Annotated in this window: 26 protein-coding genes and 1 tRNA gene; 17 read left to right on the top strand and 10 right to left on the bottom strand. The window is 63.5% G+C overall.

Going from position 1 to position 20,856, the window contains the following annotated elements:
* Nucleotides 1-69: 69 nt before the first annotated feature.
* Nucleotides 70-1,131 carry a pyridoxal-phosphate-dependent aminotransferase family protein gene (locus C495_RS04705; RefSeq protein ID WP_049890143.1) on the bottom strand — a complete coding sequence of 354 codons (1,062 nt, stop codon included), beginning with the start codon at nucleotides 1,129-1,131 and terminating at the stop codon, nucleotides 70-72.
* Between the two features lie 80 nt (nucleotides 1,132-1,211).
* Nucleotides 1,212-1,451, bottom strand: a complete 240-nt coding sequence (locus C495_RS04700; RefSeq protein WP_008160495.1) for a hypothetical protein — start codon at nucleotides 1,449-1,451, stop codon at nucleotides 1,212-1,214.
* A 180-nt stretch (nucleotides 1,452-1,631) separates the two neighbouring features.
* Between C495_RS04700 and C495_RS18040 the strand changes: the two genes are divergently transcribed.
* A complete protein-coding gene (locus C495_RS18040) occupies nucleotides 1,632-1,781 on the top strand; it encodes a DUF7557 family protein (protein ID WP_008160494.1) in 150 nt (49 codons plus the stop codon).
* A gap of 9 nt (nucleotides 1,782-1,790) precedes the next feature.
* The gene (locus C495_RS04695; protein ID WP_008160493.1) at nucleotides 1,791-2,489 is read left to right on the top strand and encodes a triose-phosphate isomerase; all 699 of its coding nucleotides are present in this window, start codon (nucleotides 1,791-1,793) and stop codon (nucleotides 2,487-2,489) included.
* A gap of 2 nt (nucleotides 2,490-2,491) precedes the next feature.
* Here C495_RS04695 and nrfD read toward each other — a convergent pair whose 3' ends face one another.
* A complete protein-coding gene (gene nrfD / locus C495_RS04690; protein ID WP_008160492.1) occupies nucleotides 2,492-3,835 on the bottom strand; it encodes an NrfD/PsrC family molybdoenzyme membrane anchor subunit in 1,344 nt (447 codons plus the stop codon).
* A gap of 138 nt (nucleotides 3,836-3,973) precedes the next feature.
* Between nrfD and C495_RS04685 the strand changes: the two genes are divergently transcribed.
* The 3 genes from C495_RS04685 to C495_RS04675 all read left to right on the top strand — a co-directional run bounded on the left by C495_RS04685 (nucleotide 3,974) and on the right by C495_RS04675 (nucleotide 6,351).
* A complete protein-coding gene (locus C495_RS04685; protein ID WP_008160491.1) occupies nucleotides 3,974-4,390 on the top strand; it encodes a universal stress protein in 417 nt (138 codons plus the stop codon).
* Nucleotides 4,391-4,551: 161 nt separating this feature from the next.
* A complete protein-coding gene (locus C495_RS04680; RefSeq protein WP_008160489.1) occupies nucleotides 4,552-5,796 on the top strand; it encodes a digeranylgeranylglycerophospholipid reductase in 1,245 nt (414 codons plus the stop codon).
* A 111-nt stretch (nucleotides 5,797-5,907) separates the two neighbouring features.
* Nucleotides 5,908-6,351: a universal stress protein gene (locus C495_RS04675; protein WP_008160487.1), complete on the top strand. Its 444-nt coding sequence runs from the start codon at nucleotides 5,908-5,910 to the stop codon at nucleotides 6,349-6,351.
* 1 nt (nucleotide 6,352) lies between these two features.
* Here the strand turns inward: C495_RS04675 and C495_RS04670 are convergent, their stop codons facing one another.
* From C495_RS04670 to C495_RS04640, 7 genes are all read right to left on the bottom strand, one after another.
* On the bottom strand, nucleotides 6,353-6,760 hold the full coding sequence (locus C495_RS04670) for a hypothetical protein (protein ID WP_008160485.1): 408 nt from the start codon (nucleotides 6,758-6,760) through the stop codon (nucleotides 6,353-6,355).
* A gap of 88 nt (nucleotides 6,761-6,848) precedes the next feature.
* Nucleotides 6,849-7,316 (bottom strand): phosphopantetheine adenylyltransferase, encoded by a 468-nt coding sequence (locus C495_RS04665; protein ID WP_008160483.1) that lies wholly within the window; start codon nucleotides 7,314-7,316, stop codon nucleotides 6,849-6,851.
* A gap of 48 nt (nucleotides 7,317-7,364) precedes the next feature.
* Nucleotides 7,365-7,925 (bottom strand): cysteine hydrolase family protein, encoded by a 561-nt coding sequence (locus C495_RS04660; protein ID WP_008160481.1) that lies wholly within the window; start codon nucleotides 7,923-7,925, stop codon nucleotides 7,365-7,367.
* A complete protein-coding gene (locus C495_RS04655) occupies nucleotides 7,922-8,719 on the bottom strand; it encodes a YqcI/YcgG family protein (protein WP_049890141.1) in 798 nt (265 codons plus the stop codon). Before C495_RS04655 ends, C495_RS04660 begins: the two co-directional genes overlap by 4 nt.
* Before the next feature lie 88 nt (nucleotides 8,720-8,807).
* Nucleotides 8,808-9,272 (bottom strand): MOSC domain-containing protein, encoded by a 465-nt coding sequence (locus C495_RS04650; RefSeq protein WP_008160478.1) that lies wholly within the window; start codon nucleotides 9,270-9,272, stop codon nucleotides 8,808-8,810.
* Nucleotides 9,273-9,347: 75 nt separating this feature from the next.
* Nucleotides 9,348-10,040: a YqjF family protein gene (locus tag C495_RS04645; protein WP_008160476.1), complete on the bottom strand. Its 693-nt coding sequence runs from the start codon at nucleotides 10,038-10,040 to the stop codon at nucleotides 9,348-9,350.
* Between the two features lie 138 nt (nucleotides 10,041-10,178).
* Nucleotides 10,179-10,919, bottom strand: coding sequence for an SDR family NAD(P)-dependent oxidoreductase (locus C495_RS04640; RefSeq protein WP_008160474.1), 741 nt, complete (start codon nucleotides 10,917-10,919; stop codon nucleotides 10,179-10,181).
* 125 nt (nucleotides 10,920-11,044) lie between these two features.
* Between C495_RS04640 and C495_RS04635 the strand changes: the two genes are divergently transcribed.
* The 12 genes from C495_RS04635 to C495_RS04580 all read left to right on the top strand — a co-directional run bounded on the left by C495_RS04635 (nucleotide 11,045) and on the right by C495_RS04580 (nucleotide 20,660).
* Nucleotides 11,045-11,500, top strand: coding sequence for a universal stress protein (locus tag C495_RS04635; protein ID WP_008160472.1), 456 nt, complete (start codon nucleotides 11,045-11,047; stop codon nucleotides 11,498-11,500).
* Between the two features lie 201 nt (nucleotides 11,501-11,701).
* Nucleotides 11,702-12,166: a universal stress protein gene (locus C495_RS04630; protein ID WP_008160470.1), complete on the top strand. Its 465-nt coding sequence runs from the start codon at nucleotides 11,702-11,704 to the stop codon at nucleotides 12,164-12,166.
* 168 nt (nucleotides 12,167-12,334) lie between these two features.
* The gene (locus C495_RS04625; RefSeq protein WP_008160468.1) at nucleotides 12,335-13,306 is read left to right on the top strand and encodes an ROK family protein; all 972 of its coding nucleotides are present in this window, start codon (nucleotides 12,335-12,337) and stop codon (nucleotides 13,304-13,306) included.
* A gap of 81 nt (nucleotides 13,307-13,387) precedes the next feature.
* Nucleotides 13,388-14,767 (top strand): LVIVD repeat-containing protein, encoded by a 1,380-nt coding sequence (locus C495_RS04620; RefSeq protein WP_008160466.1) that lies wholly within the window; start codon nucleotides 13,388-13,390, stop codon nucleotides 14,765-14,767.
* 97 nt (nucleotides 14,768-14,864) lie between these two features.
* Nucleotides 14,865-15,248 (top strand): NifU family protein, encoded by a 384-nt coding sequence (locus C495_RS04615; RefSeq protein WP_008160465.1) that lies wholly within the window; start codon nucleotides 14,865-14,867, stop codon nucleotides 15,246-15,248.
* Between the two features lie 225 nt (nucleotides 15,249-15,473).
* Nucleotides 15,474-16,043, top strand: a complete 570-nt coding sequence (locus C495_RS04610; protein ID WP_008160463.1) for a hypothetical protein — start codon at nucleotides 15,474-15,476, stop codon at nucleotides 16,041-16,043.
* Nucleotides 16,040-16,987: a homoserine dehydrogenase gene (locus C495_RS04605; RefSeq protein WP_008160461.1), complete on the top strand. Its 948-nt coding sequence runs from the start codon at nucleotides 16,040-16,042 to the stop codon at nucleotides 16,985-16,987. Before C495_RS04610 ends, C495_RS04605 begins: the two co-directional genes overlap by 4 nt.
* Before the next feature lie 692 nt (nucleotides 16,988-17,679).
* Nucleotides 17,680-18,942, top strand: a complete 1,263-nt coding sequence (tuf, locus tag C495_RS04600; RefSeq protein ID WP_008160459.1) for a translation elongation factor EF-1 subunit alpha — start codon at nucleotides 17,680-17,682, stop codon at nucleotides 18,940-18,942.
* Nucleotides 18,943-19,251 (top strand): 30S ribosomal protein S10, encoded by a 309-nt coding sequence (rpsJ, locus tag C495_RS04595; protein WP_008160457.1) that lies wholly within the window; start codon nucleotides 18,943-18,945, stop codon nucleotides 19,249-19,251. It begins immediately after the preceding gene.
* 128 nt (nucleotides 19,252-19,379) lie between these two features.
* Nucleotides 19,380-20,045, top strand: coding sequence for a rhomboid family intramembrane serine protease (locus tag C495_RS04590; RefSeq protein WP_008160456.1), 666 nt, complete (start codon nucleotides 19,380-19,382; stop codon nucleotides 20,043-20,045).
* Nucleotides 20,046-20,113: 68 nt separating this feature from the next.
* Nucleotides 20,114-20,185: transfer RNA gene (locus C495_RS04585), tRNA-Ala, on the top strand.
* Nucleotides 20,186-20,462: 277 nt separating this feature from the next.
* Nucleotides 20,463-20,660, top strand: a complete 198-nt coding sequence (locus C495_RS04580) for a hypothetical protein (protein ID WP_008160454.1) — start codon at nucleotides 20,463-20,465, stop codon at nucleotides 20,658-20,660.
* The last annotated feature ends 196 nt before the right edge of the window (nucleotides 20,661-20,856 follow it).

Genomic DNA, 20,856 nt, shown 5'->3' with positions numbered 1-20,856 from the left:
ATGAACACGTGTGACACGACACAGTAAAAAATCATCGTCGAGGCAGCCGACTGGATCGGCCAGTGTCGGCTATTCGAGGACGCTCTCGAGGGCGTCCATCGCTCGGTCGACCGTCTCGAGGTCGGCGTTGTACCCCATATGCCCGACTCGAAGGATGTCGTCGGCCATGTCACCGAGGCCGGTCGCCAGCACGACGTCCTCCTCGTCGGCGACTCGCTGTTGGACCCGTTTCGCCTCGCCCGGCAGCCGAAACGCCGTCACGGTCGGCGAACACCGTTCGGGGTCGGGATAGCACTCGAGGCCGAGGTCGGCCCCGCGCTCGCGACAGCGTTCGGCGGCCGTTTCGTGGCGCGCGTAGACGTCCTCGAGGCCCTCCTCGAGAAGCAGGTCGAGTGCCACGTCGAGTGCGGCGACGTTCGCGCTCAGATGCGTGTACGGGAACCCCTCGGAGACGTCTCGCCACGGGAGGAAGTTCGTATAGAGCGACGACGGTTCGCGGGCGTCCATCGCGGTCCACGCGCGGTCGCTGATCGCCGCCGTCGTCAGCCCCGGTGGGGCGCTGAAACACTTCTGTGACGCACCGAGACAGACGTCGATTCGGTCGGTCGGCACCGGCGTCCCGCCAAGCGAGGAGACGGCGTCGACGACGCTCACCACGTCGTGGTCGTCGAGCAGGTCAAGCACGGGCTCGAGATCGTTGAGCGTCCCCGTCGGCGTCTCGCAGTGGACCATCGTCGCCAGCGTGTACGGCTCGCCGTCGTCGGCCGCCTCGAGCGCTGCTGCGATGGCCTCGAGGTCGTAGGGCTCGTCGTATGGCACGGAAACGAGGTCGGCTTCGCCGTCGTAGGATTCGACGAAGTCGGCGAAGCCGTCGCCGTAGAGGCCGTTGGAAATGCAGAGCACGCGGTCGCCGGGTGCGACCAGCGAGGCGATCGCCGCCTCGAGGCCGAGGATGCCTTCGCCGCCGGGGACGACGACGTCGTGGGACGTGTCGTAGATCGTCTCGAGTTTCGCACAGACATCGGCGTAGCGATCCGCGAATGCGGCTTCGATATCCGGATTCGGCTGCGGGTCTGCCATCGCCTCCCTGACTGCCGGTGGCACCGCCGTTGGTCCTGGCGTGACGTTCATGCACAGTCATGGGACCCGCTCTCATTAGCGAGTTGCGGTTGGCACCGTCGTGAGGACCACTGCCAGCAGTGCTGGCCGGCTCAGATCGTTCCCCGAAGAACGATCTCGTCGCCGATCGACTCGAGCATCGACTCCGTGACGACGTAGTCTTCTTCGTCTTCGCCCTCGATACCCAGCGACGCGAGCACCTGTTCTGCGATCGAAGGGTTCGGATCGACGGCAGCGCGATTGTCGTCGACTTTCGCGACGATGCCGAGTTCTTTCCCCGCTGCGTCGACGACCGTTTTGCCGACATCGTCGTCAGTCAGTGTCGTGTCCATACCGTCTGCTTTCACGACGACTCGGATAACGTCCAGCCCGTCCCATGCCGGCCGAGACGTCGTCGGCGATGGTGGGCGTTGACCAGACGTCATCGCTCTCATCTGAGTCAGTTTTCCTGCCCCGACCTATTTGATGACGGCCGGCGATAGTACGACCGAAGCAACTGCTTCGTGACAGCCATGACCCACACAATCGAGATCAGCGACGACCTGAAAGAACGACTCGACAACCACTGCGAGGAGGACGAAACCTACGCGGAGTTCCTCGAGGAACTGGTCTCGATCTACGAGACCGAAGGCGCGTTTCTTCAGGAAGGCTACTCCGAGTGACCGCGGCGGATGGCACTCGAGTATCCGTACTTCCTGATCAATTTCAAGACGGCTACGGAAACGATCGGCGAGGAGGGGCTCGCGCTCGCCCGGACGATCGAGCGCGTCCGAGACGAGACGGGGTGTCGATTCGTCGTTGCCCCACAGCTCACGGATCTCCGACTCGTCGCCGAGCGAACGGCGCTCCCAGTGGTCGCGCAGGCCGCGACGCTCGCTGAGAACGCCGTGATGGGGGAGCCGACGTACGAGGCGGTCGCCGCCGCCGGCGCTGACGGCGTCTTCATCAACCATCCACAGAACGAGGCCACCTTCGCCGATGTCGCCCGCGCGGTCGATCGTTGTGCCGACCGCGGCCTCGAGTCGATCGTCTGTGTCAACAGCCGCGAACAGGGCCGGGCCGCGCTCACCTTCGATCCCGACTGCCTGCTGTTCGAGCGCCCCGACGACATCGCCAGCGAGTCGGGGATGGTCCGAACACATCCCGAGCGAATCGCGGCCTTCGTCGACATGGTCGACGCCGAGAACCCGCACACGAGGGTGTTCGTCGGCGGTGGCATCCGGACGGCCGCGGACGTTGAGCAGGCCTTCGCGTGTGGCGTCGATGCGGCCGGGGCTGCCTCGGCAGCGCTCGAGGCACCGGATCGAGCAGCGTGGTTGGAGTCGATCACACGTGGCGTTGTCGACGCGAGCGAGGAGACTCGAGGCTAGGGTTAGTCGTCGCTCGAGGGTCCATGTTCGCCCTCATGGTCCTGTTGTAAGTGCTCGATCGCGTGTAACTCCACGACGGGAACGACCTTGGCGACCGTGAGGAAAAACAGGATCACCATGCTGATCGTTCCGATGACGGACATGATCTCGATCAGACTCGGCACGTACACGCCGGGTGTTGCAGCGTAGATCTCGAACGTCGGGTGAAGCAGGCCGTCGACGACGAAGAGGATCTTTTCGGTGAGGGTTGCAGTGAGGATCGCGAGACTGGCGACGACGGCTCGTTTCTTACTGAACAGTGCGGGGCGGATCGCCTGTGCGAAGATGTAGGCGAGCGTCACGAGGACGAGGCCGATCGCAAAGAGGTAGAGTACGTTCGCGAAGTTCGCCTCCCAGACGGCCGCCAGTTCGATGGGTGCGGCGAACGAGCCGGTAACCATCTGCTGGAGCTGCAGCCACAGAAACAGCATCGAGAAGAAGCCGAGCCAGAGCGTGAGTCCGCGGAAGATGTCGTCGGTGATGATGTGGTCCCAGTCGTAGGCCCACCGGAAGCCATACGAGAGCAAGATCACGCCGCTGATTGCAGAGGTGAGCGCGATCGTCAGGAACTGCGGGCCCTGAACGGCCCCGAACCAGCCGGGCATCGACGGGATCAGGGCGAACAGCCACGGGATAACGCCGCCGTGGAGCAACAGCGGCGCCATGATGATGATGGCGAGTGCGAGCCACCAGACCATGCGCTCGACGACTTCGTCCTCGTTCTCTGAGTAGCCGATCGTCATGAACCTGTAGAACGGGTCGAGACGGTCGGGCAACTCACCGCGCAGTCGCGTGATATCGTACCGGAGCGTCAGCGAGAGATACGTCGCGGTCAACACAAAATACGCCGTGATGACGGTCACGTCCCACACCAGCGGCGAGTTGTGGACCGTGATATGGTAGTGTGTGAGCACGCTCGTCACCATTCGATCGGGTCGGCCCAGATGGATGATAATATAGAACCCCGCCGCGGAGAGGCCGGCGATCGTCAACAGTTCGGCCAGCCGGGCGACCGGCATATACCGCTCCATGCCGAGCAGCCGAACGGCGGCCGAGAGGATGATTCCGCCGTGGGCGATGCCGACCCACCAGATGAACGCACCGATGTACAGCCCCCACGTCACCCCACCTCCGGTCCCCCAGTCCGACAACCCGGTTACGACCATCCCCTGATACAGTTGATAGAGCCAGCCGAGCAGAAAGAGCCCAAAGAGCGCTCCGGCAACTGCGACCAGTACGAAGTACGTCTTTGACGTGTTCTGTATGGGTCGCAGAATGTCGGCCTTTTGTGGTGTTTTCGTACTCATTGTGGTAGGCTATCACTAGCATACTCAGTCCACGTTCCTTACAGCACCCGTTGGCCATGCAAGCCGCCCGAGCGAGACCGTCGTGGCAGCTGTGTGTCGAGGACGAGACTGAAGTGGCCACCGCCGCTACTGGCGTGTATGGTGCTGGTGGTCGCGCTCGACGATTCGGAGCCGGGGTGGAACGCTCTCGAGTACGCACTCGAGACCCATCCCACGGACGACATCATCGCCGTTCATGTGCTCGATCTCTCCAGCAGCGAGTACGGCGAGTTCGCACACCTCGGGCGGAAGGCGATGCGTGAGCGCCGTCGGGAGCGGGCGACCGCCCTGTTCGACGAGGCCCACGAGCGCGCGGCAGAACGCGACTGCGAGGTCGAGACCGAACTGCTGGTCGGCCACCCTGCCGCGTCGATCGTCGAGTACGCCGACGACCACGCCGTCGACCGCCTCGTCGTCGGCAGCCACGGCCGAGCCGGTGTCTCGCGGGTACTCCTCGGCAGCGTCGCAGAACGGATCGTTCGCCGGGCTCCAGTTCCCGTCACGATCGTGCGATAAGACATGACATCACAACTGGCGGTAGCGTATTCAAACACCCAGTAACGGGTCTCGGAGCCGCCGAACGGCGGGAATTATATACAAACCACCGCACATGTTCGTCCACTCACACGCCGTCGTGACTGAATAAACTAATATGGTTCCGAAATAGTCACAGGGTTATGAACAACCGCTACGATGTGGTCATTGCTGGTGCCGGGCCGGCCGGCGGCCAGTGTGCACGTGACCTCGCTGCTCGAGGCTACGACGTCGTGGTCCTCGAGACCGAGTCCGAAGACGAGTTCCCGCGCCAGAGCAACAAATCGACTGCTGGCACGTTCCCCTCCATGATGGCCTCGTTCGGGATTCCGGACGATGTCGTGATGCAGTACACCGACAGCGTCGTCCTCGAGTCGCCGACGAACCACTACGTCAACGAACAGCCCGGTGCCGTCCTCGAGTTCGCCGATTTCAAACGGTTCCTCGTTGAGGACAGCCGCGCCGATGGCGCGGAGTACCGATTCGACGCGCGTGTCACCGCACCGATCATGGAAAACGGTGAGATCGTCGGCGTCACGTACAACGGCGACGAGGAAGTCTACGGCGAGATCATCATTGACGCGACGGGGCCGGCCGCGCCGCTCGCGAAGAAACTCGGCGTCGTCGATCTCAAACGAAAGAACCACGCGATCGGTATCGAGTACGAGTTCGAGGGCATCGACATCGACCGCCCGGGCTTTGCAGACCTCACCGATGCGATGATGCTGCGACTGGACCACAACATTGCTCCCGGTGGCTACTCGTGGATCTTCCACACCGGTGGTGACACCGCCAAGGTCGGCCTCTGTTACATTCAAAACAGCAGCCACGACCAGTACGCACGTGACGACTTCTCGATCGACGATTATCTCTCCTATTGGGTCGAGACGGACCCGCGCTTCCGAAACGCCACGCGACTCGAGGGGAAACAACACCGTGGCTCGGCCCACATCCAGCTGCCGGAGACGATGCACACCGACCGATTCATGGCGATCGGCGACACCGTTCCGACGATCGATCCACTCTGGGGCGAGGGAATCAAGAAGTGTATGCAGTCGGGGCGCGCAGCGGCCGCGACGGTCGACAGCTGTCTCAAACACGGCAACCTCGAGCCGACCGCCGAAAACCTCGAGGTGTACGACACCCTCTGGCATCGTGACGTCGCGCCGAACCAGCGAAAACGGCTGTTGATGACGCAACTGCTCTATCTCGCCCCCAACGAGCGATACGACCAGTTCATGGCCGACCTTCGTCGCCTCGACAACGACACGCTCGCGAACGCAAATCGGGGGAACATCCCGGCGATCGCGAGACTGTTCGAGCCAAGTGACATCCCGATGCTGGCGAAGTTCGCCAAAGAACGGCTCAGTCTCGACAGCTTCCTGTAACAGCGCTCGAGCCGTCGGTGTTCGCCTTCGCTGTCGAGGTCGCCGCCGCGACGGTCTGTGGCGACCCCATTCGGCAGGGATTTGACGACTCTCGCTGTAGTCGGCCGTACGATGTTCGAGACGATTCTGATTCCGACCGACGGCAGCGACCACGCCGAGGCGGCCGCCGAGACGGCCATCGAACTCGCAACAATTCACGACGCTGCGGTCCACGTCGTCTGTGTCGCCGATACCGGGCCACTCGGTGACCTACGGCTCCCCGGCGACGCCGCAAGCGCCGAAGAGGCGATGCGGGGTCGCGCCCAAGCGCACGTCGATTCGATCGTCGAGCGCGCCGACGCGGCGGGTCTCGACGTGACCGGGACGGTCCTCGAGGGCCCGCCCGAACACGAACTCCTCGAGTACGCCGACGAGGTCGGCGTCGATCTCGTCGTGATGGCAACCCGCGGCCGCGGCGGCGTCCAGCGGATGGCACTGGGGAGCGTGACCGATCACGTTATTCGATTCGGTGAGATCCCCGTGTTCGTGGCCAACGCCGACGACGAATCGCCGTGACCTACCGTCGAACGATCGCATTGATCGCTTCCGTCCGGCGACCGATCGACCAGCCCAACAGCGCGAGGCCGACGTAGATCCCGAGCGCGGGCACGACGTATGCCTCGAGGATCGCCTCCGGTGTGAAGCCGAACGCGTCGAGTGCGGCCCCGAGCAACAGCGAGACGAGAAAGAGCGCGATCCCGATATCGGCAGTTCGCATGCTCGGCAACTCCTGTGGGTTCGAGCGGAGTCGCCCGGCCGCATAGAAGACGAGCGCGTAGGTCACCCAGCCGGCGACGAGTGCCAAGCCGGTCATGAACACCTCCTCGGGGAAGTATCGCGGGACGAACGAGAGATGGATCACCAGCGTGACGAGCAACGCACTGCCAAACAGCACGAACAACAACGGCCGTCGGTCCGAACTCATTAGCTCGACAGACAATCTCTGTACGCATTACTATTGTGTCATCACCCAGTTTCGAGGAGTGGCGTTGCACATCGCCGTGCTCACAGTCTCACTCGCGGACGGTGCCGTGTTCGTCGATCTCGCCGTTGACGATCCGGGTCGAGGAGATCCGTTCGCCGTCGTCGGCGAGGACGTACGGCGCGACGATTCCCGACAGCGGCTCGAGACCGCGCTCTCGGCGGCGTGCGTTGATCTCCTCGAGTTCGGGTGCCGTCTCGGGTGAGACGACCAGCGCGTCGATCGCAGGGTCCTCGGCGGCGATGCCGTGTTCGCTGGTGAGTTCGCGGATCTCGACGTCCCGATCCCAGTCGTCGATGGCGTCGATCTCGTCGGTCACTGCCTGCACGCGCTCAGCAAAAGTCGGAATCGGACGTGGCTCGTGGCGCGTTTCGACGGCGAGGTCGTCGCTCGTCAGCGCGACGACGACGCCATCCTCGCCGAAGCGCAGCGCGTGCTCGAACAGGGTTCGATGCCCGTCGTGGATCGGCCCGAATGTTCCGGCGACTACCACTCGCATGACTCACTCGAGGACGGGTCCGTCCATAACGGTGTTCCCGATCGGCAGTCACTCGAGCAGGTCGGCTGTCGTCATCACCGTCGCGAACTCGCCCTCGAGGTGGGCCAGCGCGGTTCGGTGGACCGTCTCCGCGTCGAAGCGCTCGCCGTCGAAGCTACGGTCGAACGTCGCGGTCGCGTCGGCGACGACCGTCACGTCGAAGCCACGGTTTTCGGCCATACGAGTAGTCGTCGAGACACAGTGATCCGTCGTCAACCCGGCAAGCACCAGCTGCTCGAGGTCGCGCTCGCGGAGCCACTCTTCGAGTCCCGTGTCGATGAACGCGCCGTTGACCGATTTGACGAACGTCGCTTCGCCCTCGAGCGGGGCCGTCTCGGGTTTGAACGCGAAGCCGGGTTCGTCGCCGCGCAACGGCGAATCGGGTTCGGTCGAGTCGTGACGCACGTGGACGATCGGGCGAGTCGTCTCGCGCCAGCGCTCGAGCAGGCGCGCTGCGTTCGCTTCGGCGTCGGGGTTGTTCCGCGTGCCCCAGCGGTCGGCGTCGAACCCCGTCTGGAAGTCGATCAGGACGAGGACAGCGTCCTCGAGCGTATGAGCCACGTCGCTCATGGGAGTCGCGCGGCGGGTTTCGGGTGCGCTCGCGTGACCGTCATCGGACACTCATCAGGAGCCTGTTCGTCGTCCGACGAGAGCATGTACTGGTGCCACTCGCGGTCGCCCTCGACACCCCAGTCGCCGATATCGGCGTGTGGACAGACGCCGTCGTACTCCTCGATACGATCCTGAATGACCTCTCGGGCGCGCTGGCCGGCGTCGGTGTCGGCCGTCACACCGAGGTTCTCGAACAGCGCTCGGGGCTGAAACGTAATCTCGAGGCCGATGGGACAGTAGCGGCTCTTTCGCTGGTCGTAAAACGGCGCTCGGCAGGTCGGGAACATGGGCTCGCCGCCGAGGCTGAACTCCCAGTGGGGGTCGTCCGGATCGGTTGGGATGTCCTCGGGCCACGGCTCGGGATCGTGTAAGTGCAGCGTCTGGAGGATGTGCCACAGCGTCTCGTGATACTCCCGCTCTGAGAGCGGCGCTTCGGGCGGCTTGAAGAACGTGACCATCGAGGCCCGATCGGAGTGGTCCTGATAGACGTCGAGGTACTCGAGGATTCGATCCCGTAGCGTCAACAGCGCGTCGGCGTCGCTCATCGAGGGGACGGCAGTGTACAGCGGCTCACCCTGCTGAACCGACTCGACGCCGAAGTAACACGGGAACGGACTCTCGTTTCGCTCACCGAGCAATCCCTCCTGAAACGACGCCCAGTGATCGGCGACCCACTCCGGAGTGTCGCCGTTTCGGACCCGCTGGTCGAGCGTCTCTTGATCCATCAGCGATTGGACTCCCGGCTCGTTCATGCTGTGACTCTTAGCGCTCGCAGGAATGTATGTTTAGGTTCGTCTCCCGAATTGGCTCACCGAACATATCCGGCTGGTCGCCGATAAGTTACACTCGTTCGATAGTCGCTCCCGGACGGATAACGCCACTCTCGAGGACCCGTGCACGAAGCCCGCCGCGATGGACGAGCGCCTCACGAACGCCCTCTCGCTCGAGGTGGGCCTCGAGATACGAACACGGCTCACAGAGCTCGGTCCCTTCACAGACGAGGTCACCGACCCGGAACCGCTCGCCGACGAGGTGGTTCAGCGCGACTCCCTCGGTCGTGAGATTCCGGCGATGGATGCCGTCCTCGAGGGCGATGTCGTAGTCGCGTTCGACTCCCTCGAGTGCCTCGCGTTCGATCAGCGTGCAGTCGCTGCCCGCCCGGTCGGCGAAGGTTCCTTCGGTGTCGAAGTAGCGGTCGCCCTCGAGGCCGCGGCCGGCGACCGCCCGCACTGACTCACGCGGTTCCATCGGCGCGCCCTGTTCGGCCGCAACGTGGATCGCACGGATCGTTCCAGTCGACGTCATTGCTCGAGCCAACGGACGCACGCAGGGTATATTGATCGTTCCTCGCACGGCGTCTCCGCGCGGCTTCTCCGCTGCTTATCGCCAGCGCCGGTTTCTCGAGGACGTGATGTCGACGCCGTGGCTGTAGTAACAGATCGGCGATCCCGCGGGCGGTTCGAACCCGTTGGCCTCGAAGAGCGTGTTCGTCTCGATCGTCACCGACGCCTCCCGGAGCGACCACGGCTCGTGGTCGATGTCGGCGTAGCGAATCGCCCCGTCACGGCCCGTCGTGTAGTAGCGATAGCGCTCGGTGAGAAACGCCGCGAGCGAGTCCGGCTCGGGACCGAACGACTCGCCGACTGGCGTGTACGTGCCCGAAAATCTGGCCGGGAACGCGCCCGGATGCCGGCGGTCGCTCTCGAACACGATCTCGCCGTCGGCGACGGTCATGTCGATGTCGGCGTAGTAGTACGGCAAGTGATGAAAGAGGCGCGCACCGAGGACGCCGAGGCCCCCCTCGGCGTCGAGACTGAAGAAGTAAATCCCGGGCTCGCCATCCCGGGTGACGTACGTCCGGAGGTTGAGTTCGGGCAGTTCGAACCCAACACCGCCGGGAACCCCGCGCGGGCGGACGTCGATGTTCAGGTACGGCACGACCGAGAGCCACGCCCGACCGTCGTACGTATCGACTGTGAGCCCCGCTGGAAGCCGTGTCGCGACGACGTCGGGATCGACTGGCCAGTTGGCAAACAACAGGTGTCGCCACTCCATCGCGATCGGAAGCACCATACACGACGTTGGTCGCACCGAGGTTTCAACCCGCTGCCAAACGAGTGATGCCGACTCATACGGGCTGCTGTCGTCACTGACCGCCGATTACCGACCCCGCCGCTGGTGATCGGCGGTAACTCGTTACAGCAGACCGTATCAGACCGTCTCGGGGAGCCAGCCGCCGTCGACCTCCACGTTTTCGCCACTGATGTACCCACTATCCGGATCGAGGAAGAAATACAGCGGGGCGGTCAGGTCCTCGAAGCTCGCAGGCCGCCCTCGAGGGAGGTCAGCGGGGAACTCGTCGGAGTTTTCGACGACGTACGGCGAGATGGCGTTGACGGTGATCCCGTCGTCTTGCGTGTCGGCCGCGAGCATCCGCGTGAACATCAACACGCCTGCTTTCGCGACGAAATAGGGGAAGTTCTTCGGGCTGACCAGCCCCTGCTCGCTCGAGGCGTAGCCGATGTTGACGATCCGGCCGTACGATTCCTCGCGCATCGCCGGCAGCGCGCGTTTCGAACAGAGATACGTGCCGTTGAAATTGGTCTCGAGCACTCGGTTCCACGTCTCGAACTCGAGGTCGGCCCAGTGGGCGGGCGCGAAATCACCGACGTTGTTGACGAGCACGTCGACGCTCCCGAGTTCCGACTCGACGGCCGCAAAGAGGTCGTCGACGCGTTCGGGATCGGTGACGTCACCCTGAACCGTCATCGAGTCGCTCGCGCCGCGTGCTGTTGCTTTCGCGGCCACCTCATCGGCTGCATCCGCACTCGAGTGGTAGTGTACGGCCGTCTTCGCGCCGCAGTCGGCCGTCGCTAACAGCAGTTCGCGGCCGACGCCTTTCGCACTGCCCGTCACGAGCACCGTCTGTCCCTCGAGGTCGGGTCCGTCCATACACGATGGTCGGCGACCGGGTGGAAAAGCACTCGGGACCGGATCTCGAGGCGTCCAGCTGCACAGCAGACACCGATTTGACAGGACGTCCAGAAGTTAAGTAGGCTGCCGAGGATAGTCGGGCTATGCCGCTTGATACTGTGCTCCTCGCTGTTGGTCCCGGTGACGCTGATCGACTCGACGAACTGGCCGAGGCTGTCGTCGAGGTCGCCAAACCGGCCGACGCGACTGTTTCGCTTGCCCACGTCTTTACGAGCGATGAGTACGACGAGGTGGTCTCCCGACTCGACTTCGCCGCCGGAGACGACGAGATCGACCCCAACGATGTCGCACGACGACATTCGACGATCCACGATCTCGCTGCGGTGTTCGACGACCACGACATCGACTACGAGATCAGCGGCGCGATCGGTGAACACGGGCCGACGATAATCGACCTCGCGACCAGTGTCGACGCGGACCGGGTCGTCGTCGGCGGCCGACGGCGCTCGCCGACCGGGAAAGCGGTCTTCGGCTCGACGGCACAGGAAGTCCTCCTGTCGGCACCGTGTCCAGTGACGTTCGTCAGAAACGACGCGTGATAGGGACTGGTGTCCCGATGTCCCGCCGATCCGTGGCTGGCGATCGGCGGTCACTGACGACAGCAACCCCTACGAGACGGCGTTCGTTCGGTCCTGCGTCTCGACCCGTTTCGGGACACTCACGGATAGCCCGTGGCGACTATCGTCGGAATACTGTGTCGACAAGAATACTTAAGCAGGTGGCACTACCACTGTGCTGACATGGCGATCGATACGATACTGCTTGCAGTCGGGCCGATGGATACCGTACGCGCAGAGGAACTCGCAGACACCGTCCTCGAGATCGCAGAACCACTCGATGCGAAGGTCGTGATCGGCCACGCCTTCACAGAAGACGAGTACGAAGACATCCACGACGACCTCGGCTTCGACGCCCGTGTCGACGACGTCGACCCCGACGAAGTCGCTGCCCGACGCGCACCGGTCGGCGACCTCGAGGAGATCTTCGCCGATGCCGGCGTCGAGTACGAGGTTCGAGGGGCACTCGGAGAGGTCAGCAGCAAGGTCGTCGACATGGCGATCGACGTCGATGCTGACCGAATGGTTGTCGGCGGCCGACGACGCTCGCCCGCGGAAAAAGCCGTCCTCGGCTCGGTTTCACAGGAGATCATCCTGCAAGCACCGTGTCCGGTCACGTACTTCCGTGACCTCGACGTGATGGAGTAATCCTGTCCGACAGAAGCCAGTAAGAAGTCGCGAACAGACGTCTTTTCGGACCGATTCGTGCGAACTGTCGAGCGCAGTGTCTCAGGATCGCTTATCTATCGGAACGGTTACTCGTTGCCGAGTACGATCTGTGTAGTTAAGTACGGTGACGGTCGTCGTTAGGACAAGATGGACTACTACGCGGGCGTCGATCTCGGCGCGACGAACGTTCGGGCCGCCGTCGCGACGAACGATGGGACGACGGTCGGTATAGACCGCCGTCCTACCCCACGCGGCCCGACGGGGATCGATGTCACGGAGGGTGTGCTTCGCACGGTTCGGAGTGCGTGTGGCAATGCGGGAATCACTCCCGAGGAGATCGCGGCGGCCGGAATCGGCTCCATCGGCCCGTTCGATCTCGCGGAAGGGGCCGTGATCGACCCGGCAAACCTGCCCGATTCGATCGATCGTATCCCGCTGACGGGCCCGATCGAGAAACTGATCGACAGCGACGACGTGTATCTCCACAACGACACCACGGCTGGCGTCATTGGCGAACGGTTCCACGCCGACCGCAACCCCGACGACATGGTCTACATCACGATTTCCTCGGGAATCGGTGCCGGCGTCTGCTGTGACGGCGTCGTGATGGACGGCTGGGACGGCAACGCTGGTGAGGTCGGTCACTACGTCGTCGATCCGCGCGGGCGACTGACCTGTGGCTGTGGCCACGACGGTCACTGGGAAGCCTACTGTTCGGGTAACGCGATCCCGAACTACGCGCGACTGCTCGCCGAAGACGACCCGACGATCTCGACCGACATTCCGCTCGAGAGCCCCGACTTTTCGGCCAAAGACGTCTTCGACTTTGCCGGCGAGGACGAGTTGGCCGATTACGTCATCGACCAACTCGCCCACTGGAACGCGATCGGTGTCACGAACGTGATCCACTCCTTTGCACCGATCGTGGTCTCCTTCGGCGGGGCCGTTGCCCTGCACAACGAGGAGCTGGTCGTCGACGCCATCCGCGAGCGCGTCTCGGAGATGGTGATGACAAACATGCCCGAGATCCGTGTCACCGACCTCGGCGACGACGTCGTCCTCGAGGGCGCGATCGCAAGCGCTCTGACCGGCGGCACGGGCGATCGCAAGCGACTGTAACGACGCCGTCGTCTCCGCGCCGTCGTGTCACTGCGTGCTACCGACCACGCGTTATTTGACCGGTCGGACGCTGGGTTCCGTATGCAGCGGAGAGCGTTCCTTCGAACGGGCGGTGTCGCCGGAGCCGCCGTGGCCCTCCCACAGTCGGTCGTCGCGTCGACAGCGTCCGGCGCGTCGACTGCACTCGAGTCCAGTCCCGACGGTGAGCCACTCGGCCGTGTCGAGGTCGACGGCGCTGCCGAAGCGGTCGTCGGCGACGACGGCGAGACGGCGTATCTCGCCGCCACCACTGGCTTCGTGACTGTCGACATCAGCGACCCTGCCGATCCCGCCATCCTCGCTGAGCGACTCGCTCTCGAGGTCGACGGCACTCGTATGACTGAGATCCTCGATGTGAGCGTCGACGGCGATCGGCTCGCTGTCGTCGGCCCGGCGAACAGCACGTCCGCAGATGTCTTTCACGGCTTCGTGATCTACGACGTGAGCGATCCTGCTGATCCAGTCGTCGTCAGCCATTACGAGACCGGCTTTCACATCCACAACTGCGTTCTCGAGGACGACCTGCTCTACGTCGTCGAAAACACCCCTGATGCTCACTCGCTCGTGATCTTCGACGTCGGCGACGAGCCGACCGAGATCGGCCGCTGGTCGTTGCTCGAGTACGAACCCGAGTGGGCCGACGTCTACTGGCTCGCCAGATACCTCCACGACGTCACAGTCGCCGACGATATCGCCGTCCTCGCCCACTGGAACGCCGGCACCTACCTGCTCGACGTCAGCGACCCGACCGATCCTACAATGCGCTCGCGGGTGCGAGAGACCGACCTCGAGACCCAACTCGAGCGTGGAAACGAGGACGCCCAGATGGGGCTGCCGGGAAACGATCACTACTCGGCTATAGACGACAGTGGCGACCTGCTCGCGGTCGGTCGGGAGGCGTGGGACACGGGTGGTGACGCCCCGGATGGACCGGGTGGAATCGATCTCTACGACGCCAGCGATCCGACCGCCCTCGAGTTTCGGGCGACGATCGACGCGCCCGCGGCCGATGACGCATCCTACTACGGCGGGCAGTGGACGACGGCGCACAACTTCGAGTTGCGTGACGATCGGCTCTACTCGTCGTGGTATCAAGGCGGTGTCAAAGTCCACGACGTGAGCGATCCTGCCGCACCCAAAGAACGCATGCATTGGCACGACGCCGACACTGCGGGGTTTTGGACCGCTCGTGTCGCCGACCCTGGCGACACGTTCATCGCGAGCAGTACACCACTGATCCCGAACACGGACACTGTGGGGGCGTTGTACACCTTCCGGACCGACCCCTCCGAGACGGCATCGAACGCGGACTCCACCGATTCGATCCCCGGCTTCACCGGCCTCGCTGGGGCTGTTGGACTCGCCGGTGGGGCCATGACCCTCGAGTGGCTGCGTCGCCGCCGCGGTGTCGACGAGCGCTGACAGGCTGGCGTGTCCTCCAGAAACGTTCAGGAACGACCGTGATGGTCGGTAGCAGCCGTCAAAACCTTATTGACCGCTCGAGTTCCTAGTTCGAACAATGACGGATTCCGACGCCAGATCCCACGCCGACGCCGAGCCATCACTCCACGAGCGGGTCGAAAACTGGCTCAGCCGCGAGATGCCGATCATCCAGATGCACGGCGGGACGAGCGCCGTCCGTGCGGCTGATCCGGAAACCGGTGAAGTGATTATCGAACTCGGTGGCGGCTGCAAGGGATGTTCGGTGAGCAACATCACGACGAGCAACATCGAGGCTGAACTGCTCACGTGGCCCGAAATCGACGACATCACGGTTCGCGTGCCCGATGCCCGCGAGAGTCTCGGCGGCCCCGATCAGGCCGAGTCGATCATGGGTATCGACCGGACTGAAGGCGGGCGCGGTGACTGGGGCTCGTCGAACCCGGGCAAAGACCACCTCTGAGACGGGCCGTTGTCCCGATTTGCTGACGGGTCGTGACTTCGTTGGAACCGACGGACAGCGGTCCGTCCGCCACCACGGCTCCGGCGCAGCTCTCGGCGTCCGTGACCCGCCGAACGACTGTGGAACGGTAACGTGGCTGGTGCGCTTTGGGAAGTCCTATATCCTTTTACGCTCCCACTACAGAGTCATAGACCATGATGACGCGTGGACGCCTGAACGCAGGAGGTGGCGGCAGTGAGTGACGACCCCGTCGACGAGGACGAGGCGGAAACAGATGGCGGCGTTCGCGCCTACACTGTTCGTCTCGAACTGGTCGATGAACCCGGCGAACTCCTTCGTGCACTCTCGCCGATCGCCAACAACGGTGGCAATCTGTTGAGTATCCACCACGAGCGCGGGAACATCACCCCTCGAGGGCACATTCCCGTCGAGGTCGATCTCGAAAGCCCGCCGGACCGATTCGACGGCATCGTCGATGCGCTTCGTGACGCCGGTGTCAACGTCATTCAGGCCGGTGCCGAACACTACGGCGAGGAGATCAGCGTCGTGCTGGTTGGCAATCTCGTCGAACGCGACCTCTCGAACACACTCTCGCGGATCGAAGACGAAGCCGACGCGGTCGTTCGCGATCTCTCGCTTGCTGCACCCGACGGCACGGACGCCGTCTCGAGCGCTCGAATCCGACTCGCGATCGATTCCGGTCGCTCCGATGCCGCACTCGAAGCGATCCGTGCGATCGGCTCGGAGAAGGAACTGACTGTCGTCGAACCACTCCTTGGAGGTGATTCCGCATGAAACTCGCAATTCTCGGTGCCGGAGACGTCGGCCGCTCGGTCGCCGACCTCGCCGGCGAGTACGGACACGACGTCGTTGCACTCGCTGACTCGACGACCGCCACAGTCGATGACGACGGAATCGACATCGCCGGCGCGCTCGAGCGAAAAGCCGGCGACGAAGCACTCGGCTCGAGTGAGCCCGACGACGTCTTCGACGCCGACTACGACGTCCTCGTCGAAGCGACCCCGACCACGCTGGACGACGCCGAACCCGGCTTCTCGCACGTCACACGCGCACTCGAGGCCGACCGTCACGTCGTGTTGGCCAACAAAGGCCCTGTCGCCGAACGCTACGAAGAACTCCGCGCGCTCGAAGCCGATAGCGCGGGCTCGATTCGCTTCGAGGCCACCGTCGGCGGCGCAATCCCAGTGTTGTCGACCATCGAAGACTCGACGCCACAGGCTGTCACCGCGGCCCGCGGCGTTCTGAACGGGACTGCGAACTTCATCCTGACGCGGATGGCCGCCGAAGGCCTCGACTACGAACACGTCCTTGCGGAGGCCCAGGACCTCGGTGTGGCTGAGGCCGACCCGACCTTCGACGTCGACGGCACCGACGCCGCACTCAAGTTCGTCATCCTCGCGAACGTCCTCGCTGATGGTGGCTTCTCGCTCGAGGACGCCACGGTCGAAGGCATCCAGAACATCCCCGGCAGCGCACTCGATCTCGCCGCCGAAGACGGCCGCACGATTCGGCTCATCGGCGAGGCGACCCGCGACGGCGTCCGCGTCGGCCCGCGACTCGTCCCCGAAAACGGCCCGCTTGCCGTCACCGGCACGCGAAACATCGTCCAGATCGAGACGCGAAACGCCGGCTCGCTGCACTCGAGCGGTCGCGGTGCTGGCGGCCCGGAGACGGCGACGGCAGTGCTCTCGGACGTTGGCCGGCTCCCACCGCTGTAGTCTCTGCCCGACGCGCCCCATCGTACACTTTTCATAGAACGTATCCTCTCCATCCGGAGACTCCAAGACCCGACCTTCGGTGGTGGCTCTCGGTTCTTCGGCGGGGAACTCTGCACGCAAACGATACTCCTCATGACTCTCGCAGTTCGTATAGGCGCCACTGAACGTCACTCCACACCGCATCGCACGACGGGAGCGCGGGTCGACGCGACCGTCGGAGTGTGCGCGGTTCGGAGCGTGCGCGGGTCGGAGCGAACGACGTGAGCGAGAACCGCGGATACGCGAACGGGGAGGAACGACCCGTGAGCGAACGACGTGAGCGAGAACCGCAAACTGGCGAGCGCGGAACGACGTGACCCGTTCGCCGTGCGATGCGTGTGTCAATCGGTTCAGTTGGCACTATATCACCCGGGACCCGCGGTTTCTCGAAAGCCGTACGCGTGAGCGCCGACTTCTCCCCCACATTGATATGTATCGCCTCGAGTGGGCGCGGGGTAGTGCTACCCGACGGCTTTCGCCCTGAAGTCGCTCGGTTTGGCGTATCGTTTCCGTCGATTGAACGTCTTGTGCCGTGTGAATACTAGACAAACCGCAAGAAGGCGTCGGGGTCGACAGAATACGCTTTCGAAATGGTTTTAACCGCAACGAGCAAAAGAGACCGATATAAGCGCCTCTGCGCGTGAGCTACAACAATGAGCGAACAACACCAGAACCTGGCCGTCATCGGCCACGTTGACCACGGGAAAAGCACGCTCGTGGGACGCCTCCTCTACGAGACGGGAAGCGTACCAGAGCACGTCATCGAACAGCACCGCGAAGAAGCAGAAGAGAAAGGCAAGGGCGGATTCGAGTTCGCCTACGTCATGGACAACCTCGCCGAAGAGCGAGAGCGTGGTGTCACCATCGACATCGCCCACCAGGAGTTCACCACCGACGAGTACGACTTCACCATCGTCGACTGTCCTGGCCACCGCGACTTCGTGAAGAACATGATCACGGGCGCATCCCAGGCGGACAACGCCGTCCTCGTCGTCGCCGCTGACGACGGTGTCGCGCCCCAGACCCAGGAGCACGTCTTCCTGGCTCGTACCCTCGGTATCGACGAACTCATCATCGGCGTCAACAAGATGGACGTTGTCGACTACAAGGAGTCGACCTACGACGACGTCGTCGAAGAAGTCACGCAGCTGCTCAAGCAGGTCCAGTTCAACACCGAGGACGCCTCGTTCATCCCGATCTCGGCGTTCGAAGGCGACAACATCGCCGAGGCCTCCGACAACACGCCGTGGTACGACGGCGAGACCCTGCTCGAGGCACTCAACAACCTGCCAGCACCACAGCCACCAACGGACGCACCGCTCCGACTCCCAATTCAGGACGTCTACACGATCTCCGGCATCGGTACCGTCCCAGTCGGACGTATCGAGACCGGTGTCATGAACATCGGCGACAACGTCTCCTTCCAGCCATCGGACGTCGGTGGCGAAGTGAAGACGATCGAGATGCACCACGAAGAGGTGCCAAAAGCCGAGCCCGGTGACAACGTTGGATTCAACGTCCGCGGCATCGGTAAGGACGACATCCGCCGTGGTGACGTCTGTGGCCCAGCCGACGACCCACCAAGCGTCGCCGAGACGTTCCAGGCCCAGGTCGTCGTCATGCAGCACCCATCCGTGATCACGGCTGGCTACACGCCGGTCTTCCACGCCCACACGGCTCAGGTCGCCTGTACGATCGAGTCGATCGACAAGAAGATGGACCCCGCAAGCGGCGAGGTCGCCGAGGAGAACCCCGACTTCATCCAGTCGGGTGACGCTGCTGTGGTCACCATCCGACCACAAAAGCCCCTCAGCATCGAGCCATCCAGCGAAATCCCCGAACTCGGGAGCTTCGCCATCCGCGACATGGGTCAGACCATCGCGGCCGGGAAGGTTCTCGAGGTCCACGACAAATAAATGCAGCAGGCACGCGTTCGACTCGCGGGCACGAGTCCAGATGACCTCGACAACATCTGCGACGACGTCCGTGAGATCGCGAACAACACCGGCGTCAACCTGAGCGGTCCGATCCCGCTGCCGACGAAGACCCTCGAGGTGCCGACCCGGAAGTCGCCTGACGGCGAGGGCACCGCCACGTGGGAGCACTGGGAGATGCGCGTCCACAAGCGCCTGATCGATCTGGACGCCGACGAACGCGCACTCCGCCAGCTCATGCGCATTCAGGTGCCAAACGACGTCTCCATCGAGATCGTCCTCGAAGACTAACGGCCGATCGCGATCGGAATCCGTTTTACACCGTTTTCTTCACATCGTCCCGGAGCGACGGCGTTCGATCGGCTTCAGACCCTCGCGTTGCCGTGAGGGCTTTTAGTTCTCGCCGCCGATACTCCGCTATGGCGAATCGCGCGCGTTCGCGGTCGGGACACAGAACCGGCCCGACCACCGACGGCTCGAGCAGCCCCATCTACGACCTGCTGGTCGTCTTCGCCCTCGTCTTCGTCCTCCAACAGCTGACGGCGTTGCTCAGTCTCGGTCTCATGGCCGGCCTGTTCGTCCTCACGCCGCCGCTGTCGGCGAACCCGTGGACGATCGTCACCAGCGTCTACGCCCACGGCAGCCTCGGCCACCTGCTCTCGAACAGCCTCGCGTTGGTCGTCTTCGGCTGGCCGGTCGCTCGAGCGACGACGCGGCTGCGCTTTCATCTCTTCTTCCTTGTGACGGGGGCGATCGCCGGGCTCTCGCAGATCCTCCTGACGAACGCCGCGGCCACGGTCCCGCTGATCGGCGTCGCCGGCACCAGTGGTGTCCTCGGAGCCAGCGGGGCCGTTTTCGCACTCCTCGGCTATCTCGTCGCCTCGAACCGGCTCTCGAGTGGCCTCCTCTCGGTCGTCGAGATTCCCCAGTGGCTGGCCGTCGTTATCGTCATCGCGCTCGCAACGGCCGTCACCCTGGCGACTGCGGCCCCCGGGGTTGCGCTGCTGGCCCACTTTACCGGGTTCGTCCTCGGATTGGTCGCGGGGCGTGCTCGCGTTCTCGCGGTGGCTCGCGCTGGTGTGTAATATGGCAGCCGCTGCCGCCGTCTTCGAAACACAAGCTACAAATACAAACCCCGGGTATGAATGCTCGAGGGCTCGTAGATCAGTGGCAGATCGCTTCCTTCGCAAGGAAGAGGCCCCGGGTTCAAATCCCGGCGAGTCCACTCCTTCACATCGCTTCGCTCGTTCAGTCGTGACTCGCCGAACATCGCAAACGCTTCGCGTTTGCTCAATCCCNATCCCGGCGAGTCCACTCCTTCACATCGCTTCGCTCGTTCAGTCGTGACTCGCCGAACATCGCAAACGCTTCGCGTTTGCTCAATCCCGGCGAGTCCATCGACAGTGTGTCCCGTCTCGAGCACCTCGAGAGTCGCTTCTGTAGCGATTCGATCGTACAAACACTCTCTCGAAGTTGAATGATTGCCGGTTCGGGATTCAATCTTGCACTGGCTGACGATTTTCTCGACGCTGAAGCACGACAACTATGAAAACGCACAACGGGTCGCTCGAGAGGCGATCGAGAAGTGGCGCAAGTCGGGGAACGATCCAGCCGACTTCGCGAGAATCCACATGGTCTGGCAGTCACCGGAAGGCGACACCGCGGCCCGTCCGCTTGGGAAGCTCGCGCCTGACTGGTAGCGCTGTCCCTCTGAGTGGCAACACTCGCTCGCCCCTTCTTTTCAGCAATTCAGATTGTGTTAGAGGTGTTATTGTCCAACTGTGGTTGTTGTTTGTTCCTCGAGGGCGGGGTCGGCACTGCGATCGCACCGCAACAGCTGCGGGGTCGTTTCGCGCTGCGTGCGAAAGCCCCCTTGGCGGGTGTCCCCAAGGGGAC

It is taken from the genome of Natronorubrum sulfidifaciens JCM 14089, assembly GCF_000337735.1.
GTDB classification, from domain to species: domain Archaea; phylum Halobacteriota; class Halobacteria; order Halobacteriales; family Natrialbaceae; genus Natronorubrum; species Natronorubrum sulfidifaciens.
Note: the sequence above shows the minus strand (reverse complement) of the source record. Positions and strands in the feature narration are given on the sequence as shown.

Coding starts and splice junctions, on each gene's coding strand:
- C495_RS04705 (WP_049890143.1), bottom strand. CDS start 1,131: ATGAACGTCACGCCAGGACCAACGGCGGTGCCACCGGCAGTCAGGGAG.
- C495_RS04700 (WP_008160495.1), bottom strand. CDS start 1,451: ATGGACACGACACTGACTGACGACGATGTCGGCAAAACGGTCGTCGAC.
- C495_RS18040 (WP_008160494.1), top strand. CDS start 1,632: ATGACCCACACAATCGAGATCAGCGACGACCTGAAAGAACGACTCGAC.
- C495_RS04695 (WP_008160493.1), top strand. CDS start 1,791: ATGGCACTCGAGTATCCGTACTTCCTGATCAATTTCAAGACGGCTACG.
- nrfD (WP_008160492.1), bottom strand. CDS start 3,835: ATGAGTACGAAAACACCACAAAAGGCCGACATTCTGCGACCCATACAG.
- C495_RS04685 (WP_008160491.1), top strand. CDS start 3,974: ATGGTGCTGGTGGTCGCGCTCGACGATTCGGAGCCGGGGTGGAACGCT.
- C495_RS04680 (WP_008160489.1), top strand. CDS start 4,552: ATGAACAACCGCTACGATGTGGTCATTGCTGGTGCCGGGCCGGCCGGC.
- C495_RS04675 (WP_008160487.1), top strand. CDS start 5,908: ATGTTCGAGACGATTCTGATTCCGACCGACGGCAGCGACCACGCCGAG.
- C495_RS04670 (WP_008160485.1), bottom strand. CDS start 6,760: ATGAGTTCGGACCGACGGCCGTTGTTGTTCGTGCTGTTTGGCAGTGCG.
- C495_RS04665 (WP_008160483.1), bottom strand. CDS start 7,316: ATGCGAGTGGTAGTCGCCGGAACATTCGGGCCGATCCACGACGGGCAT.
- C495_RS04660 (WP_008160481.1), bottom strand. CDS start 7,925: ATGAGCGACGTGGCTCATACGCTCGAGGACGCTGTCCTCGTCCTGATC.
- C495_RS04655 (WP_049890141.1), bottom strand. CDS start 8,719: ATGAACGAGCCGGGAGTCCAATCGCTGATGGATCAAGAGACGCTCGAC.
- C495_RS04650 (WP_008160478.1), bottom strand. CDS start 9,272: ATGACGTCGACTGGAACGATCCGTGCGATCCACGTTGCGGCCGAACAG.
- C495_RS04645 (WP_008160476.1), bottom strand. CDS start 10,040: ATGGTGCTTCCGATCGCGATGGAGTGGCGACACCTGTTGTTTGCCAAC.
- C495_RS04640 (WP_008160474.1), bottom strand. CDS start 10,919: ATGGACGGACCCGACCTCGAGGGACAGACGGTGCTCGTGACGGGCAGT.
- C495_RS04635 (WP_008160472.1), top strand. CDS start 11,045: ATGCCGCTTGATACTGTGCTCCTCGCTGTTGGTCCCGGTGACGCTGAT.
- C495_RS04630 (WP_008160470.1), top strand. CDS start 11,702: ATGGCGATCGATACGATACTGCTTGCAGTCGGGCCGATGGATACCGTA.
- C495_RS04625 (WP_008160468.1), top strand. CDS start 12,335: ATGGACTACTACGCGGGCGTCGATCTCGGCGCGACGAACGTTCGGGCC.
- C495_RS04620 (WP_008160466.1), top strand. CDS start 13,388: ATGCAGCGGAGAGCGTTCCTTCGAACGGGCGGTGTCGCCGGAGCCGCC.
- C495_RS04615 (WP_008160465.1), top strand. CDS start 14,865: ATGACGGATTCCGACGCCAGATCCCACGCCGACGCCGAGCCATCACTC.
- C495_RS04605 (WP_008160461.1), top strand. CDS start 16,040: ATGAAACTCGCAATTCTCGGTGCCGGAGACGTCGGCCGCTCGGTCGCC.
- tuf (WP_008160459.1), top strand. CDS start 17,680: ATGAGCGAACAACACCAGAACCTGGCCGTCATCGGCCACGTTGACCAC.
- rpsJ (WP_008160457.1), top strand. CDS start 18,943: ATGCAGCAGGCACGCGTTCGACTCGCGGGCACGAGTCCAGATGACCTC.
- C495_RS04590 (WP_008160456.1), top strand. CDS start 19,380: ATGGCGAATCGCGCGCGTTCGCGGTCGGGACACAGAACCGGCCCGACC.